This is a genomic window from Pedobacter sp. SYP-B3415 (genome assembly GCF_004138205.1).
GTDB lineage: Bacteria > Bacteroidota > Bacteroidia > Sphingobacteriales > Sphingobacteriaceae > Pedobacter.
In genome coordinates, this window is sequence record NZ_RXNQ01000032.1 from 214,719 (window position 1) to 231,141 (window position 16,423).

Here is a 16,423-nt window from a genome sequence, read left to right on the forward strand (position 1 = left end):
CGAGCGGCTCTCCGGGAGCTAATCAAGGCAATTTTCCATAGATTCCTGTTCATGAAGATAGGTATTGTTTGTTATCCCACCTTTGGTGGAAGCGGTGTAGTGGCGACAGAACTGGGCAAAGCCCTCGCAGAAGAAGGACACCAGGTTCATTTCATTACCTATAGCCAGCCCGCAAGGCTCGATTTTTTCTCTGCCAACCTATTTTACCACGAAGTTTCGGTACGGGATTACCCCCTGTTTGATTATGCACCGTATGAATCGGCTCTGGCAAGCAAACTGGTAGATGTTGTGAGGTTTGAAAATCTGGATCTGCTGCATGTGCATTATGCCATTCCGCATGCATCGTCGGCTTTTATGGCCAAACAGATCCTGGCCAGTTATGGCATTCGCATCCCGGTTGTAACTACGCTGCATGGAACTGATATTACGCTGGTTGGAAAGGACCCGACCTACAAACCCGTGGTCACATTTTCAATCAACCAGTCTGATGGTGTTACGACAGTCTCAACAGATCTGAAAGAGGATACTTACAGCCATTTTGAGATCAAAAAAGATATCCGCGTCATTCCAAACTTTATTGACTTCAGGCGCTTCAGCCTGCAGGCGAAAGACCACTTTAAAAAAGCAATTGCACCCAACAACGAGCGTATCCTCATTCACACCTCGAATTTTAGAAAGGTGAAGCGCACTGATGATGTGATACGCACTTTTCAGAAAGTGCAGCAGGTCATTCCATCAAAACTACTTATGGTAGGGGATGGTCCTGAGCGTGCTTACAATGAGCAGCTCTGCCGCAGTCTGCAGATCGGCGATCATGTGCGGTTCCTGGGTAAACAGGATGCAGTTGAAGAGATACTGTCCGTTTCAGACCTTTTCCTTATCCCGTCAGAGTCTGAAAGCTTTGGTTTAGCTGCACTTGAGGCGATGGCCTGCAAGGTGCCGGTAATTTCTTCGAACGCGGGCGGATTGCCGGAACTGAACGTGGAAGGTTTCTCAGGCTTTCTGAATGATGTTGGGGATGTAGACGGTATGGCCGCTAACGCGATTCATATCCTGCAGGATGACGATGTGCTGGCTACATTTAAAAACAACGCACTTACCAGGGCCAAAGATTTTGATCTGAAGCAGATCCTGCCGCTGTACATCAATTACTACACAGAGATATTAGAAAAGGCTAATTCAGGAGCACAGATAAACGCCTAACGAACCGGTGTAAACACAAGGCAAACCGGCGAGCCGACTTTAATCTGTGATTTTGTGTCTGAAAGCCTTCCCGTTGTCTTGTCACGCTTGAAAATTACAATGTTATTGGTATACTGGTGTGCCACCAGCACGTAATTTCCTGTTGGGTCGATTGCAAAATTTCGTGGTCCCTTTCCCTTTGTAGGAATCCGTTGTACAAAAGAAAGCCGTCCGTCTGTGCCGACAGCAAAGACGCTGATGGTATTCGCATCACCTCGGTTTGTTTCGTAAAGAAATTTACCGTCCGGCGAAATGTGTATATCTGCCGCATCAACATTTCCCTTGAAGCCTGCAGGTATCGTAGTAATCTGTTGCAAAAGGCTCAACTCACCGTTGCGATACCGGAAAGCAGAAATGCTGCCGTTGAATTCATGAACAAGATAGGCGAACTTTCCGTTCGGACTAAATGTAAAGTGCCTCGGTCCTGTCCCTGCCGTTGTTCTTACCACAGACTTGATTGATAGGGGTCTTGCGGCAGATTTATCATAGTTATAGATATAGATATGATCCTCGCCGAGATCGGTGCAGATCAGGAATTTTTTGTCAGGACTCAGCTGTACCATGTGCACATGTGCGCTTTCCTGTCTTTTCTTTGCATCGATGCTTTTTCCGGTATGTTGTATTTGCTGTTTGAGCGGTGACAGCTGGCCATTTTCCTCAATACCGAACAGTGAAATACTGCCGCCGCCGTAATTGGCGGTCATGACGTTCTGCCTGTCTGAAGTGACGAAACATGGTGCGGCGCCTTCTGTTCTCTGCCGGTTTACAAAAGCCAGCGTTCCGTCATGCTTGTCAAAACGGAAGGCGCTCACTGCGCTTTTCGCATCGTCTTGTTCAGTTACAGCATAAACAAACCGCGCATCAGGCGATACAGACAGGAAACTCGGGTCAGAGATTTTGGTAACACCCTGCCTGACATAGGAGAACGAATCTTTAGCCGCGGTAAAGCGATATGAATAGATGCCTTCGCTCTTGCCGCCGGAGGTATAGGTGCCGATGAGGAGATTAAACTGTTGTGCCGATGCTTCTGTTGCCGTCATAATAACGAGTAACACATAAAAAAGCCTTTTCATCTCAAAATATTTTAATTTTTTAAAAAAAATAAGGCCCGGCACCTGCCGGGCCATCTTCAGCACAACGCGTTTCTTTATTTGATCAGGTGTTTAATCTGAATCAATTCATGCTCCTCCAGGTAACGCCACCGTCCCCGCGGAAGATCTTTTTTTGTCAGATTCGCATATACAACCCGGTCAAGTTTAACAACTTCGTAACCAAGATGTTCAAATATTCTTCTTACAATACGATTTTTACCACTGTGTATCTGGATACCGATCTCCTTTTTTGATCCGCCGGTTACGTAAGATACACTGTCCGGCTTGATTATGCCATCTTCCAGTTCCAGGCCAAAAGCAATTTTGTTCATATCGCCCTGGGTTAAATTTTTGTTGAGCTCTACCTGGTAGATTTTTGTTACACCATTTTTCGGGTGTGAAAGTTTGTCGGCCAGGTCGCCATCATTCGTCATGAGCAGCAAGCCGGTGGTATTGCGGTCAAGCCTTCCTACCGGATAGATACGTTCTTTACTGGCCTTATCGACCAGGGCCATCACGGTTCTCCGTTCCTGAGGGTCTTCGGTAGTTGTAATATAATCTTTTGGTTTGTTGAGCAGCACGTATACTTTTTTCTCGCGCTTCAAAAGTTCACCGTTGTAGCGGATCTCATCTTTTGAAGGGTCGACCTTATGACCAAGTTCGCTGATCACAATGCCGTTTACCATAACCACGCCAGCTTCGATCAATTCGTCTGCTTTACGGCGCGAGCAGATTCCTGAATTGGCTATGTAGCGATTCAGACGAATAAGCCCGTCATCGGCTGCAGTTCTGCGTACAGGTGTATCGGTTGTATCTCTTTTTGCCGAAGGTTTCCGGGCTGAGGTTTCGCGCTTTCTGAAAGGCCTGCTGTCTGAAAATTCACGTTCCGTGTCGTTTCCTCTTCCGCGTGATGATCTGCCGGCATCTGAAGCGCGTTGCGGCCGTTCGGAGCGATCTGACCATGACGGCCGTTCACTGCGGTCTGCTGACCTGCCCGGTCTCTCTGTGCGTGGCGTACGGTCCGGCCGTTCTCCGCGTTCTGAACGCTCTGAACGCTCTCCACGCTCTCCACGCGGTGTGGTTGAGCGGTCGTTGCGGTTGCTGTATGGCTTGCGGTCGCTGCGCTCTGTACGGTCTGAACGCTCTCCGCGCTCTGAACGCTCTCCACGCTCTCCACGCGACGACGCTGAGCGGTCATCGCGGTTGCTGTATGGCTTGCGGTTGCTGGGCGCTGAACGCTCTGAACGTTCAGGGCGGTCGCCGCGATCGTGCTTCGCTGCAAAGCTACGGCCGCCGCTGGCACCATAACCACGACCTTTTGATTGAAAATCTCTTTCTGATCCGTTATCTCCGCTCCGTTTTGCCGGGCCTCTGCCGCCGAAGCCGCGTTCATCTCCTGATCCTGCTGGTTTTTTTCTGGCTCCGCTCAGGCTACCCGGTCTCTCGGGCCTTGCTGCACGGTTGCCGGCGGGTTTCCTGTCTGCACTGTTTTCTGTGTTCCTTCCCCGCTTGTTTTCGGATCTTGGGCGATCCGATCCGGACTTGTCATCCCGACTGTTCCTCTTGTTCTGACTACTCATGTGTTAAGATGTAAATGCATAAAAATATGCAACAGCAAATTTACAAAAAAAAGTGCTTACGCCGAAGGTAAATCCGCCCGATTCTGTGTTTCTAAAATCGGCCTTCACGGCACTTTAAACCGTGATTCTGAGGCTTATTTTTGTAACTGTTTGATAATTAGATATATATATCGTACATTTGTTGCCGTTTTTAAATTGTTCACCAAAAAAGGGAGGAAAATGATAAAGAAACACCTGTTAATATGTTCAATAATTTTAGCGTTGTTGATCATGGCAAAAGTGTTCGCTTACCAAATGCCCCAAGCAAAAAAACCGCTTCCGAAGGAAGAAAAAATCACTAAGAAAGCCACTGCGAGGGTGGTAAAAAAGGCGCCGGCAAGGCCTTACATTGCCCAGTTCAGTTTTGCAGATGAGAACCTCCCGGCGGGCGACCGGAGGGTAGAAAAGAAATTAAGGAAAACGTTATCTGCTCATGCCTACGGAAAACTGCAGACAAACTTATTGCATGTGCAGGCAGCAAAGTGGTTTCCGGTTATTGAGCCTATATTGGCGGCATACGGAATACCAAACGATTTTAAATATATTGCCCTGGTAGAATCGGGTCTTAAAGTAGGGATCTCACCCAAAGGGGCAGCGGGCATCTGGCAGTTTATGCCGCAAACAGCCCGTAACTATGGCCTCAAGGTAAATCGCCATGTTGATGAACGCCACAACCTGCGCAAGTCTACCGTTGCAGCCTGCAGATATATACGCGAACTTTATGGAATTTTTGACAGCTGGACATTGGTTGCCGCTGCGTATAATGTTGGCGATGTAAGGTTGATGCGGCAGATTCACAGGCAAAACCAGGACAACTATTACAAAATGCGCCTTAACCGCGAGACGGGAGCGTATGTATATAAGCTGATCTCCATGAAACAGATTCTTGAAGATCCCGTCAAATATGGTTATGATAAAGGCAAATCACTGCTGGCCATGAACAACAATTAAGATATTACAAAACGAGCATTTGGTAAAAGGATATCCTTCGGGATGTCCTTTTTTGCTTGTAAGCAGATCTGGCGGCAAAACAACCGCCAGGTTTGTTTGTTCAACATCAACAAAAGATTCCGGCTTTTCTTTTGATAAAATTTTTAGCATTTTTGTGCTGGAAAATGCCGCCTGCCGGCATTGATTTTCAACTTAATATATGAGCAAAGACAACGTCGATCTGGGCGAGCAAAAGGATGTGGAGGTGTATGGTGCCCGGGTGCATAACCTTAAAAATATTGATGTCAGTTTTCCAAGGAACCAGCTGGTGGTTGTAACCGGGTTAAGCGGAAGCGGCAAATCCTCGCTCGCATTTGATACGATCTATGCTGAGGGCCAGCGCCGCTACATGGAAACTTTCAGTGCCTATTCCCGGCAGTTTATGGGTGGCATGGAAAGACCGGATGTCGATAAGGTTTCCGGCCTTAGTCCGGTTATTGCTATCGAGCAAAAAACGACGAGCAAAAACCCGCGTTCTACCGTCGGTACCATTACAGAGATCTATGATTTTATGCGTCTGTTGTTTGCGCGTGTTGCAGATGCGTTTTCGTACAACACCGGCGAGAAGATGGAACGTATGTCTGAAGATCAGATCATTGAAACCATTTTCAAAAAATATGATTCAGTACCGGTCAACATTTTGGCGCCGGTTGTAAAAGGAAGAAAAGGCCATTATCGTGAACTGTTTGAGCAGATCAGGAAACAGGGGTATGTGAAGGTCCGGGTTGACGGCGAGATCAAGGATATTGGTCCGAAAATGCAGGTAGACCGTTACAAGATCCACGATATTGAAGTGGTGATAGACCGGCTGCTTGTAGACCGCAAAGACCGTAAACGTTTACTGGATTCGGTACAAACGGCAATGAAAATGGGTAAGGGCGTTATCAAGATCACAGATAAAGATGACAATGTATCTCATTTCAGTAAGTTTCTGATGTGCCCAACAACAGGGATCTCGTATGATGAGCCGCAGCCAAACAGTTTTTCGTTCAACTCCCCTTATGGAGCCTGCGAGCGGTGTAGTGGTTTGGGTTACATTACCGTCGTAGACCGGGAGTCTGTCATTCCAAATCCCAAGCTGAGCATTATAAACGGCGGTCTTGCGCCCCTTGGCGAATACAGGGACACATTTATGTTTCAGGTGCTCAAAGCCCTGGGTAAAAAGTACAACTTTTCGCTTTCCACACCCATAGAGAAGCTTAGCGAAGAGGCAGTTGATATCATTTTGAATGGCAGTCCGGACCTGTTGAGCGTTCCGGTAGAATACAACAAATGGAACGTTCAGAACTATAGCATCACTTTTGACGGAATCATCAAGACGCTGGAAGAACAACAGGAACGCCGTTCTGAAGGTATTACTGATGATATGGATGCCTTCAGGAAACTGAAAACCTGTCCGGAATGTAATGGTGCGCGCCTTAAACAGGAAAGTCTTCACTTTAAGGTGGCCGGTAAAAACATCTTTGAGCTGGCTTCAGTCGATATCAGCGAGCTCAAAGCCTGGTTCGCCAATGTCGAACCGCAGCTTTCAGATCGTCAAAATACAATTGCAAGGGAAATCTTAAAAGAGATCCGTGCAAGAATCGGTTTTCTGACTGATGTTGGCCTGACATATCTCACGCTCGACCGTACATCGCGGACGCTGTCGGGGGGAGAAGCGCAGCGTATCCGCCTGGCTACGCAAATTGGTTCACAACTGATGAACGTCATGTACATTCTTGATGAGCCGAGCATCGGTCTTCACCAGCGTGATAATGAGCGCCTGATCCGGGCCTTAAAGGACCTCCGTGATCTGGGGAACACCGTTCTCGTTGTAGAACATGATAAAGATATGATCCTGGAGGCAGACTATGTGATTGATGTGGGGCCTGCCGCCGGTCTGCATGGGGGTACCGTGGTTGCACAGGGTCGGCCCGCAGATATTTTGAAGTCTGATACGCTGACGGCGGCCTACCTGAACGGGCGGAAGGAAATCCCGGTTCCGGCAAAGCGCCGAAAAGGAAATGGACACAAACTTTCTATCATCAAAGCAACCGGCCATAACCTGAAAGAGGTATCGGTAGATTTCCCCCTCGGTAAATTTATTGCTGTTACCGGCGTGTCGGGGAGTGGTAAATCCAGTCTGATCACAGAAACGCTTTACCCGATTCTGAACCATCATTTTTTCAGGGCAAAGAAGACGCCGCTGCCTTATGAAAAGGTAACTGGCCTGAAGGAGATCGACAAGGTGATCGAGATTGACCAGACGCCTATTGGCCGGACGCCAAGATCGAACCCATCAACTTATACTGGCGTGTTTTCAGATATCCGCAACCTGTTTGTTCAGCTCCCTGAAGCTAAGATCAGGGGGTATAAACCAGGTCGGTTCTCTTTTAATGTAAAGGGTGGCCGCTGCGAGACCTGCCAGGGTGCCGGCATGAAGGTCATAGAAATGAATTTTCTGCCTGATGTGCAGGTTCCCTGTGAGGAATGCTCGGGCAAACGATACAACCGTGAAACCCTTGAGGTTCGTTACCGGGGTAAGTCGATCAGTGATGTACTCGATATGAGCATTGAAGATGCCGTTGAGTTTTTCGAGCATATACCCGCCATCTACAGAAAAATCCGGACCCTCAAAGATGTTGGTTTGGGTTACATTACCTTGGGCCAATCATCTGTTACCCTCTCGGGTGGCGAAGCGCAACGGGTTAAACTGGCTACCGAACTTTCAAAAAAAGATACCGGAAAGACCTTTTACATTCTTGATGAACCTACAACGGGTCTCCACTTTGAAGATATCAGGGTGCTGCTCGGCGTGCTCGACGAACTCGTAGATCGCGGCAATACGGTTCTTGTCATCGAACATAACCTGGATGTCGTTAAGGTTGCTGACTGGGTAATTGACCTGGGAGAAGAAGGCGGTGCCGGGGGCGGAAGAATTATCTTCGAAGGCACACCGGAGGGACTCATCCAAAACCCAATCAGTCTGACAGGCAAATTCCTGAAGAAAGAGATGGAGGGTTAGCCGCAGGCGCAACACTCAAATAACAGAGAAGCCGGTTCCAAATGAAACCGGCTTCTTTATTTGTTTACTTGCCAACCCGCTTGCCAAGATCGCTTACGGGAATGCTGATCAGGCGGCCTACCTGTTCTTTACCGCGATATGAGACGACCCGCAGGAGCGAAGCATCTTTTGGCACTGCTACCGGTGCGGTGTATTTCGGATAAAAACGGTCGGGCGTTGAATTATCGAAGCTGTAGTAAATATCAAGTCCCTGGATTTCCGGCGTAAGTTCTACAGAAAGCGATTTATCTGCCGCCCGCCGTACCCGGATCGCCGGGTCATAAATCGCCGGAGAATATTTGGTTTCTGCCAGGTCCAGGCGCTTAAAATGGTCTTCGGTACGGCTTACAAAGTCATTCCATTCTTTTTTGTCTGCCGGTGACCATGCTGACTCCGCGATAGCAAAACCCCGGGGCCACGTCATGTACTCGGCCTGGCGGATATTGTAGATCTGCTCAGTCCAAAGGTTGGCCTGCGCGCCGATAATATATTTCGGGTTTACACCCGCCGGAACAGGATTAAACTGGTAACTTTTATTTAACCTCAGGCTGGCATAAACACGCGGTTCGGTTGCCTCATCTGCCTGCATGTAGTCGATATAAGCAAATTCAGTGGGGCTCATCACTACATTGTGGCCGGCCTTTGCCGCCTCGATGCCGTACTTCATACCGCGCCAGCTCATCACGGCCGCAGTAGGCGATACGCCGCCTTCGAGGATCTCGTCCCAACCCATAAATTTTTTACCCTTAGAGATCACAATCTGCTCAACCCGTTTTTCGAAATAAGCCTGTACCTGTGGAATTGTCTTAAGACCTTCACGTTTCATGAGTTGCTTAACCTGCTCATTTTTTTCCCAAAAATTATGCGGTGCTTCATCACCGCCGAGGTGAATGTATTCAAACGGAAAGAGTTTCGCAATCTGGGTAATAACGGTATCTAAAAATGTATAAACCTTCTCATTTGCCGGGCACAGCGTGTTGTCAAGCAAAGCGATAGGCGGGGCACCGCGCGACCAGTCCATAATCTGTTCGCCGGAGCGCACTTTGTAATTTTCAGCGCCGGGTGTGCAGGATAGCTCAGGGTACGACGCAATCGCCGCCAGACTGTGCCCCGGTACATCAACTTCTGGTAAAATGTTTACGAATCGTTCCTTTGCATATTGTACAAGTTCACGAATGTCATCCTGGGTATAAAAGCCGCCATAGTTGCGCGGTTCGTTCGCTGCCGGCGGCGTAAAATTGCCGAAAGTGCCAACTTTTTTTACATTCCATGCGCCGACTTCAGTTAGCTTGGGCAGACCCTTTATTTCAATCCGCCAGCCTTCATCATCTGTAAGGTGCAGATGCAGGAGGTTGAATTTATACCGAACCATAGCATCGATATATTGTTTCACTTCATCTTTCGTAAAAAAGTGCCGGGCAACATCGAACATGAGTCCACGCCATCCCAATCGGGGGTAATCGGTAATTTCCAGACAGGGTACATGCCATTTTACGCCGGCAACCTTCTCTTTACTTTCAATTTCTGCCGGGAACAACTGTAGCAGCGTCTGTACTCCGTAAAAGATGCCGTTAGCTTCATTCGCGCGGATCAGAATCTGCTGCGGGGTAACGCTTAACTGGTAACCTTCAGCGCCCAGCGTTTCGTCTTTCTTGGCAAGGAGCACAAAACGAATAGCCGGTGTCTTATCACTGTGTGTTACCTGGTTCACGAAACTGCCGGTTGCCGCTCCTATCTTTTCCTTCAGGAGATCGGTAGCTATTTTTAGCTCGGGTACCGCTGCACATTGTATGGTAACCTGCTGCGGGAGCGCAAAGTGCCCGCCGTTTTTTACAAGGGATACCGGCTCGGGAATGAGATTTACGTTCGCAGATCGCTGTTGTGCTGCCAGAGAGAGGGAGAACGCCAAAGCCAGCAGGAGACAGGTAAGTTGTTTCATGTTGATGTGTTTAAGCATAAGCCTGCAATTTATTAAATTATATTCTGATTCGCCCGCGGTAAAACATTTTGCCGCTACCGGAACTTTGGATAACTATACCTTTGTTTTATGCAGACAATCCTGACGGCAGCGCAAATGCGACAAGCCGATGAACATACAATCAGTCAGCGCTCGATTTCCTCACTGACGCTCATGGAAGAAGCCTCGCGCGCTTTTGCAGAAGCCTTTGTTCATTGTGAACCCGACAGGAAGATCAGCATTCATATATTTGCGGGTCAGGGCAACAACGGCGGCGACGGTCTGGCCATTGCACGGCTGTTGAAAGCAGAGGGCTACCCACAGGTACAGGTCAGTATTGCGGCATTTACCGGCGGGGAAAGCCCCGACTTCAGCGAAAATCTGATACGCTTACGGCAGGCAGGCATTGAACCGGTATGGATAAAGGATCAATCTGCAGATTTCTCTGAGCCCGCTACTGTTGTCATTGACGCAATTTTTGGCTCCGGACTGAACAGGCCACTTAGCGGTGGCTACGCCTGGCTGGCCGGGCGGATCAATGCGATGAGCGCCCGGGTCTATGCGGTTGATATTCCAAGCGGCCTTTCTGCTGAACAGCCTTTTGCAGGCGCGTATACCTGCATCCGTGCGCAGCAAACCTTCACATTTCAAAGGCCGAAACGTAGTTTCTTTATGCCGGAGTCTGCACATGCCCAAATCGGATTTACTGTACTCGATATTGGCCTTGATGAAAGTTTTATCGAAGCGCAACCCACCGATATGTATCTTCTGGAGGCAACAGATATCAAAGCGCTGTTAAAGCCCCGCCTGCCATTTACGCACAAAGGAACCTATGGGCATGCTTTGCTTATAGCGGGCAGTCCGGCTACCATGGGCGCGGCGCTTCTTGCGGCCAGCGGCTGTCTGAACGCAGGCGCCGGACTTACCACGCTGGCCATCCCGGAGCAGGGCCTGACAGCATTGAACGCGGCGTTGCCGGAAGTGATGGCTATGACAGACCACAGTCTGTTTGAGGCCGGACAGTTGGAACGATTCGCCGCCATTGCGGCCGGTCCCGGCATGGGAACCGACGCTAAAGCGGTCAGCAAGATTGACAGCCTCCTGGAAACAGGCAGGCCGCTTCTTCTCGACGCCGATGCGCTCAATATCCTTGCGGAGAAACATTGGGTGGAACGTTTGGCTCCGGGCAGCGTGCTTACACCGCATATGAAAGAATTCGACCGGCTTTTTGGTGTTTCCGACAGTTGGTCACAGCGCCTGGACCGTGCAAAGGAAGCTGCAGTCAGATACGGACTGCATATCGTACTTAAAAATCAATATACTTTTATTGTAGGCGGACAGGGCCATATTTTCGTAAACCCGACAGGCGATCCGGCGATGGCGCAGGGTGGAATGGGCGATGTGCTTACCGGTATCCTGACGGCATTTCTGGCTCAGGGTTATCCAACTGCAGAAGCCTGTAAAATAGGTTGTTATGTGCACGGCTCCGCCGGATCCACCCTGGCAAAAGACCAGTTCGTGGTGTCGGCATCTGCGGTAGCAGCCCGCATTCCGCTTGAGTTAAAAAGTCTGCTGTAAAACTGATCAGATCGATACTGCGCCCATTACGACCATCTGTTCGAGTGTCGGGTTTTTGCTTCCGCCGGCAGGCTCGAGTGTAACCGCGAATGCCTGGGCTGTCTCGATTTCTTTCATCCTGATCATCATGCTGCTGGTATCAGCGCCTGCGTCAAAGACACCAAGATCGACCGGTTTGCCGTTAACAAGGGCCCATAACTGATACTGATGAGCTTTGTCGGTTTTTGGAAGCGCCAGGTTGGCATTGTTCACCATCACTGCTTTGCTCTTTTTATTCCAGTAAAGCATCATTTTAGCATCGGGAGTTTTCGCTGTACCGGCAAGCTTAACAGCCGCCCAATTCGCATCTGCGCTCATACTGAGCATTTCTTTAAGCTCCTCGTTGCTTTTTTGTATGTAACCGGCATTGCGCGTGTATTGCTGGTTCTGCTGGCTGAGGCCGGCTATCTGGTCCCGGGCAACATTAAGTTCATTATACGTGTAGAACAGTGCGCCAACACTTAACACCAGCAGGGCCACGGCTGCTGCGAGCGAAAACTGCAGTCTGCGAACTTTGCCAGAATGCGTTTCAAGCTGGACAACAGGTGTTGCGGGCGCAGCTGAAGATACAGAAGGTTCCGGCTCCTCAATAATACCGGGAGATACGGTTAGGTTTAAACTGGAAAACAATCGTTGCTGCACATCAGCATCAGGTTCAACGGCGTTTGCTAGCGCGTACCGTTCGAGCGCAAGTTCAATCGCGGCAATCTCATCGGCGATCTCCTTATGCTTCGCAGCGAGTTCCTCGACCTGTATGGCTTCTTCGGGTGAAAGTTCACCCAGCGCATACAGCTCGAGAATTCCTGATTCCAAATATGATCTGATATCTTCCACTGCTAATTAAAGTTCTTTCTCAATTCCATAATGGCCAAGCGTATCCGGGTCTTGACCGTACCCAAGGGTAATTCTAAGGCTTCTGAAACCTCAACATGCGTATATCCTTTAAAATAAACGAGTTCAAGTACCTTTTGCAGATCGGGTTTTAAACTGCCGATCAGGTCTTTCATGCCAAGTGTATCCGGATTAAAACTTACGTTGTTTTCCCTGTCGATAACACTTACGTTATTTTCAATGTCCTGGTTTTTCGAAGCGTTCTTAAAATCTTTAGAACGTAACTTATCTATGCTGAGGTTACGCGCGATATTCATCATCCACGTAAAAAGCCTTCCTTTCGATGAATCGTAACTGTCTACAGAGTGCCAGATCTTCACAAATGTTTCCTGCAGAAGGTCCTCTGCAATCTCGGTTTGAGTAACGATACGCGAAATGACACCATAAAGTGCACCTGAATACATTTGGTAAAGTCGCTTCAAAATAACCGGATCCTTGCGTTGAAGCGCAAGAACCAGTTCAGGTTCAGATATAGGTGTTTTTTTTTGTGAGGTCACTCTAGTGGGCTAAGATAATGAATTAAACACCAAAAAGGAACCTTTGTTTTTAGCCGATCAGCGACAGATCGAACAAATGTTTTTCTGCATGATAAGAAGACCGCACGAGCGGACCGCTTTCTACGTATTTCAGGCCTTTTGCAAGACCAACTTCTTTATATTTTGCAAACTGATCGGGGTGGATCCAGTCTACCACAGGGTGGTGATTTTTTGTTGGCTGCAGGTACTGTCCCAGTGTCAGGATGTGCACGCCATTGGCCACAAGGTCATCCATTGCTTCAAAGACGTCGTCTTCTGTTTCCCCAAGCCCAAGCATGATACCTGTTTTGGTACGCAGCTTATGCTCAGAGATCCTTTTCAGACATTCGAGGCTCCGGTCATATTTTGCCTGAATGCGTACCTGCCTGGTTAGCCGGCGTACGGTTTCCATATTGTGCGAAACAACCTCCGGACGTTCTGCCAACACGCGATACAAATTATCCCACTGACCCTTGAAGTCGGGAATCAGTGTTTCAAGCGTTGTTTCAGGACTTTCCCGACGAATGGCCTGCAGTGTTTCGGCCCAGATGATTGAGCCGCCATCTTTCAGGTCATCACGGTCTACTGAAGTAATTACGCAATGTTTGACACCCATTAGTCTGACCGAATCTGCAACCCGGTTTGGCTCGCCGGCATCGACGGCAAGGGGCCGGCCGGTGGCAACCGCGCAGAATGAACAGGAGCGGGTACAGATATTACCAAGAATCATGAACGTTGCCGTGCCCGCACCCCAGCATTCGCCCATGTTTGGACAATTGCCGCTTTCGCAAATGGTATGCAGCTTGTGTGTATCAACCAGGTTTCGAACCTGAGCATATTCCTTACCAACAGGTAGCTTAACGCGAAGCCAGTCTGGTTTTCTCTTTACCTCAACCGCGGGAACTACAGGCAATTCAATCATACAGCAAAGGTAAAGAATAGAAAACAAATCTGCGAAGCGGCTACTGTCTATGGCGTGTAAGAAGATGGCCTGGCCGGCAGGGCAGGAGCTTTACCTTTTTCATATGAACTTCAGTTTTGATGCCGGATTGCAAAATTTCATTCAGAAAACGTAACCTTGTGGAAAATAGCTGATCTATGGCAACCTCAAAAATAACCTATAACGGCGGTCTCCGCACCACGTCCGTACACCTGAAATCGGGTAATGAAATTTTAACAGATGCTCCGGTTGATAACAAGGGCAAGGGCGAAGCCTTTTCACCTACCGACCTGCTGGCAACGTCGCTTGGTAACTGCATGCTGACCATCATTGGTATTGCGGCAAACGAACACGGTTTTAGTATTGACGGTGCTACTGCCGAGGTAACAAAAATTATGGGCGAACAGCCGAGAAGGGTAACAGGCATTACCATCGAATTGCATTTTCATGCACAGGAGTATAGCCAGAAACAACGTTCGATTATTGAAAATTCGGCAAAAACCTGCCCGGTTGCATATAGTTTACATCCTGACATCCAGAAAACGATAAGCTTTAATTATTAGTCCGTCATTTTTAGGATTTTCCTAAAGAAATACCGGGATTTTATTGATAATCGTTCTAAATTTGCGGTTCGCGAGAATTTGAATGAAAAAGAGATCGAAACCCGAGTTTAAAGCAGACGCTGATGTAATTTTGATAGGCGCAGGGATCATGAGTGCAACCCTGGGCGTATTGCTGAAAGAACTTAACCCGGCACTCAAAATAGAGATTTATGAGCGTCTGGATGTAGCAGCAGCCGAAAGTTCTGATGCCTGGAACAATGCAGGTACCGGTCACTCGGCCTTTTGCGAGCTCAACTATACGCCCGAACTTGCTGACGGAAGTGTAGAAACGAGCAAGGCGTTCAAAATTGCCGAATCGTTTGAAGTTTCAAAACAGTTCTGGGCTTACCTGCTTGACAAAAACATTGTTTCAGATCCGGGCAGTTTCATACGCAACATTCCGCACATGAGTTTCGTTTGGGGCGAGCGTAACGTTAAATACCTTAAAACCCGTTTCGAAGCCCTGCAGCAGGGCGTATTGTTTAAGGATATGAAGTACAGCGAGTCGTTTGAAGAGATCGATTCCTGGATTCCATTGGTGATGGAGGGCCGCGATAAAAATGAGAAAGTTGCTGCGACCCGTATGGACATCGGTACAGACGTAAATTTTGGCGCGCTAACACGCGCGATGTTTAATTCGCTTAAAGATTCCTCACCACTTTACTTTAATCATGATGTGCGTACGCTTAAAAGAAACCGTCAAGGTGGCTGGAAAGTAGTGGTGCGTGATCTGGCTACGCGTGAGAAACGGAGTCGAATTGCCCGGTTTGTTTTTATCGGTGCGGGCGGTGGTTCTCTGCCGCTGCTGGAAAAATCAGATATTCCGGAAGGAAAGGGCTTTGGCGGTTTTCCGGTTAGCGGGCAGTGGCTGAAATGTACAAACGAAGAAGTTATCGCGCGCCACCATGCAAAGGTTTATGGCAAGGCTGCCGTTGGTGCCCCGCCTATGTCAGTTCCACACCTGGACACGAGGATGATTGACGGCAAGCAAGCGTTGCTTTTCGGCCCCTATGCAGGTTTCTCAACGAAATTTCTGAAACACGGCTCATATTTCGATCTGCCGCTTTCTATAAAACTGAACAACATCCGGCCTATGCTTTCTGCCGGTATACATAACCTCCCGCTTACAAAATATCTGATTGATCAGGTCAGGCAGTCGAACGAGGACCGTCTTGCAGCGCTCCGCGAATATATGCCTGAGGCCGAACTGAAAGACTGGGAGCTCGAGACAGCCGGCCAGCGGGTACAGGTTATTAAAAAAGACGAAAAACAAGGCGGTATTCTCGAATTCGGCACCGAGGTGGTGAGTGCTGCCGACGGGTCGATCGCTGCATTGCTTGGTGCATCGCCCGGCGCATCTACAGCGGTGTCCATTATGATCGACCTGCTGCATCGTTGCTTCAGGGAGGAGGTGCAGACGCCTGAATGGCAATCTAAACTGCGCGAAATGATTCCAACTTACGGCAAATCCCTTTCCGACGACGAGGAATTATGCCGCACCACGCGCGAACGTACGGCAAGGGCGTTGGAGATCGAAGCGACGGCAAACTGAGAAGAGATATGAGTCCTGAGATTTGAGATGTGAGAACCCCTCGATCGATCTTTAAGAGCGGTGAAAAGGTTCTGCACCCCTTCTCAAGACTATAGTCTCATATCTCAAATCTTTCCAGATGCTAGTCCTGAGATGTGAGATTTGAGAGCCCCCCGATCGATCTTTAAGAGCGGTGAAAAGGTTCTGCACCCCTTCTCAAGACTATAGTCTCATATCTCAAATCTTTCCAGATGCTAGTCCTGAGATGTGAGATTTGAGAGCCCCCCGATCGCTCTTTAAGGCGGTGAAAAGGTTCTGCACCCCTTCTCAAGACTATAGTCTCATATCTCAAATCTTTCCAGATGCTAGTCCTGAGATGTGAGAT

12 protein-coding genes are annotated in these 16,423 nt (G+C 48.6%); 6 read left to right on the forward strand and 6 right to left on the reverse strand.

The annotated features are described in order from the left end of the window. The first annotated feature begins 51 nt into the window (after positions 1-51). A complete protein-coding gene (gene bshA / locus EJV45_RS12840) occupies positions 52-1,203 on the forward strand; it encodes an N-acetyl-alpha-D-glucosaminyl L-malate synthase BshA (RefSeq protein WP_129716084.1) in 1,152 nt (383 codons plus the stop codon). On the opposite strand, the gene EJV45_RS12845 is transcribed toward bshA, so the two are convergent. Both EJV45_RS12845 and EJV45_RS12850 read right to left on the reverse strand, forming a co-directional pair. After that, positions 1,200-2,315, reverse strand: coding sequence for a lactonase family protein (locus tag EJV45_RS12845; RefSeq protein ID WP_129716085.1), 1,116 nt, complete (start codon positions 2,313-2,315; stop codon positions 1,200-1,202). The genes bshA and EJV45_RS12845 overlap by 4 nt on opposite strands. Before the next feature lie 74 nt (positions 2,316-2,389). Further along, positions 2,390-3,913 carry a pseudouridine synthase gene (locus tag EJV45_RS12850; protein WP_129716086.1) on the reverse strand — a complete coding sequence of 508 codons (1,524 nt, stop codon included), beginning with the start codon at positions 3,911-3,913 and terminating at the stop codon, positions 2,390-2,392. Between the two features lie 294 nt (positions 3,914-4,207). Between EJV45_RS12850 and EJV45_RS12855 the strand changes: the two genes are divergently transcribed. Continuing rightward, entirely contained in the window at positions 4,208-4,903 is a 696-nt protein-coding gene (locus tag EJV45_RS12855; protein WP_370291368.1) for a lytic transglycosylase domain-containing protein, read from the forward strand. A gap of 199 nt (positions 4,904-5,102) precedes the next feature. Beyond that, the gene (uvrA, locus tag EJV45_RS12860) at positions 5,103-7,946 is read left to right on the forward strand and encodes an excinuclease ABC subunit UvrA (RefSeq protein WP_129716088.1); all 2,844 of its coding nucleotides are present in this window, start codon (positions 5,103-5,105) and stop codon (positions 7,944-7,946) included. Between the two features lie 64 nt (positions 7,947-8,010). Here the strand turns inward: uvrA and EJV45_RS12865 are convergent, their stop codons facing one another. Next, the gene (locus EJV45_RS12865) at positions 8,011-9,924 is read right to left on the reverse strand and encodes a beta-N-acetylhexosaminidase (protein ID WP_129716089.1); all 1,914 of its coding nucleotides are present in this window, start codon (positions 9,922-9,924) and stop codon (positions 8,011-8,013) included. A 108-nt stretch (positions 9,925-10,032) separates the two neighbouring features. Between EJV45_RS12865 and EJV45_RS12870 the strand changes: the two genes are divergently transcribed. Further along, entirely contained in the window at positions 10,033-11,520 is a 1,488-nt protein-coding gene (locus tag EJV45_RS12870) for an NAD(P)H-hydrate dehydratase (RefSeq protein ID WP_129716090.1), read from the forward strand. Positions 11,521-11,526: 6 nt separating this feature from the next. On the opposite strand, the gene EJV45_RS12875 is transcribed toward EJV45_RS12870, so the two are convergent. Genes EJV45_RS12875 through lipA form a run of 3 tightly spaced genes read right to left on the reverse strand, consistent with a single transcriptional unit; the run spans position 11,527 to position 13,887 of the window. Further along, positions 11,527-12,372, reverse strand: a complete 846-nt coding sequence (locus EJV45_RS12875) for an anti-sigma factor domain-containing protein (RefSeq protein ID WP_165305058.1) — start codon at positions 12,370-12,372, stop codon at positions 11,527-11,529. Positions 12,373-12,395: 23 nt separating this feature from the next. Further along, positions 12,396-12,947 (reverse strand): RNA polymerase sigma factor, encoded by a 552-nt coding sequence (locus EJV45_RS12880; protein WP_129716092.1) that lies wholly within the window; start codon positions 12,945-12,947, stop codon positions 12,396-12,398. A gap of 49 nt (positions 12,948-12,996) precedes the next feature. Further along, positions 12,997-13,887, reverse strand: coding sequence for a lipoyl synthase (lipA, locus tag EJV45_RS12885; RefSeq protein WP_129716093.1), 891 nt, complete (start codon positions 13,885-13,887; stop codon positions 12,997-12,999). 176 nt (positions 13,888-14,063) lie between these two features. Between lipA and EJV45_RS12890 the strand changes: the two genes are divergently transcribed. Both EJV45_RS12890 and EJV45_RS12895 read left to right on the forward strand, forming a co-directional pair. Then, positions 14,064-14,468 carry an OsmC family protein gene (locus EJV45_RS12890; protein WP_129716094.1) on the forward strand — a complete coding sequence of 135 codons (405 nt, stop codon included), beginning with the start codon at positions 14,064-14,066 and terminating at the stop codon, positions 14,466-14,468. A gap of 82 nt (positions 14,469-14,550) precedes the next feature. Continuing rightward, entirely contained in the window at positions 14,551-16,059 is a 1,509-nt protein-coding gene (locus tag EJV45_RS12895; protein WP_129716095.1) for a malate:quinone oxidoreductase, read from the forward strand. The last annotated feature ends 364 nt before the right edge of the window (positions 16,060-16,423 follow it).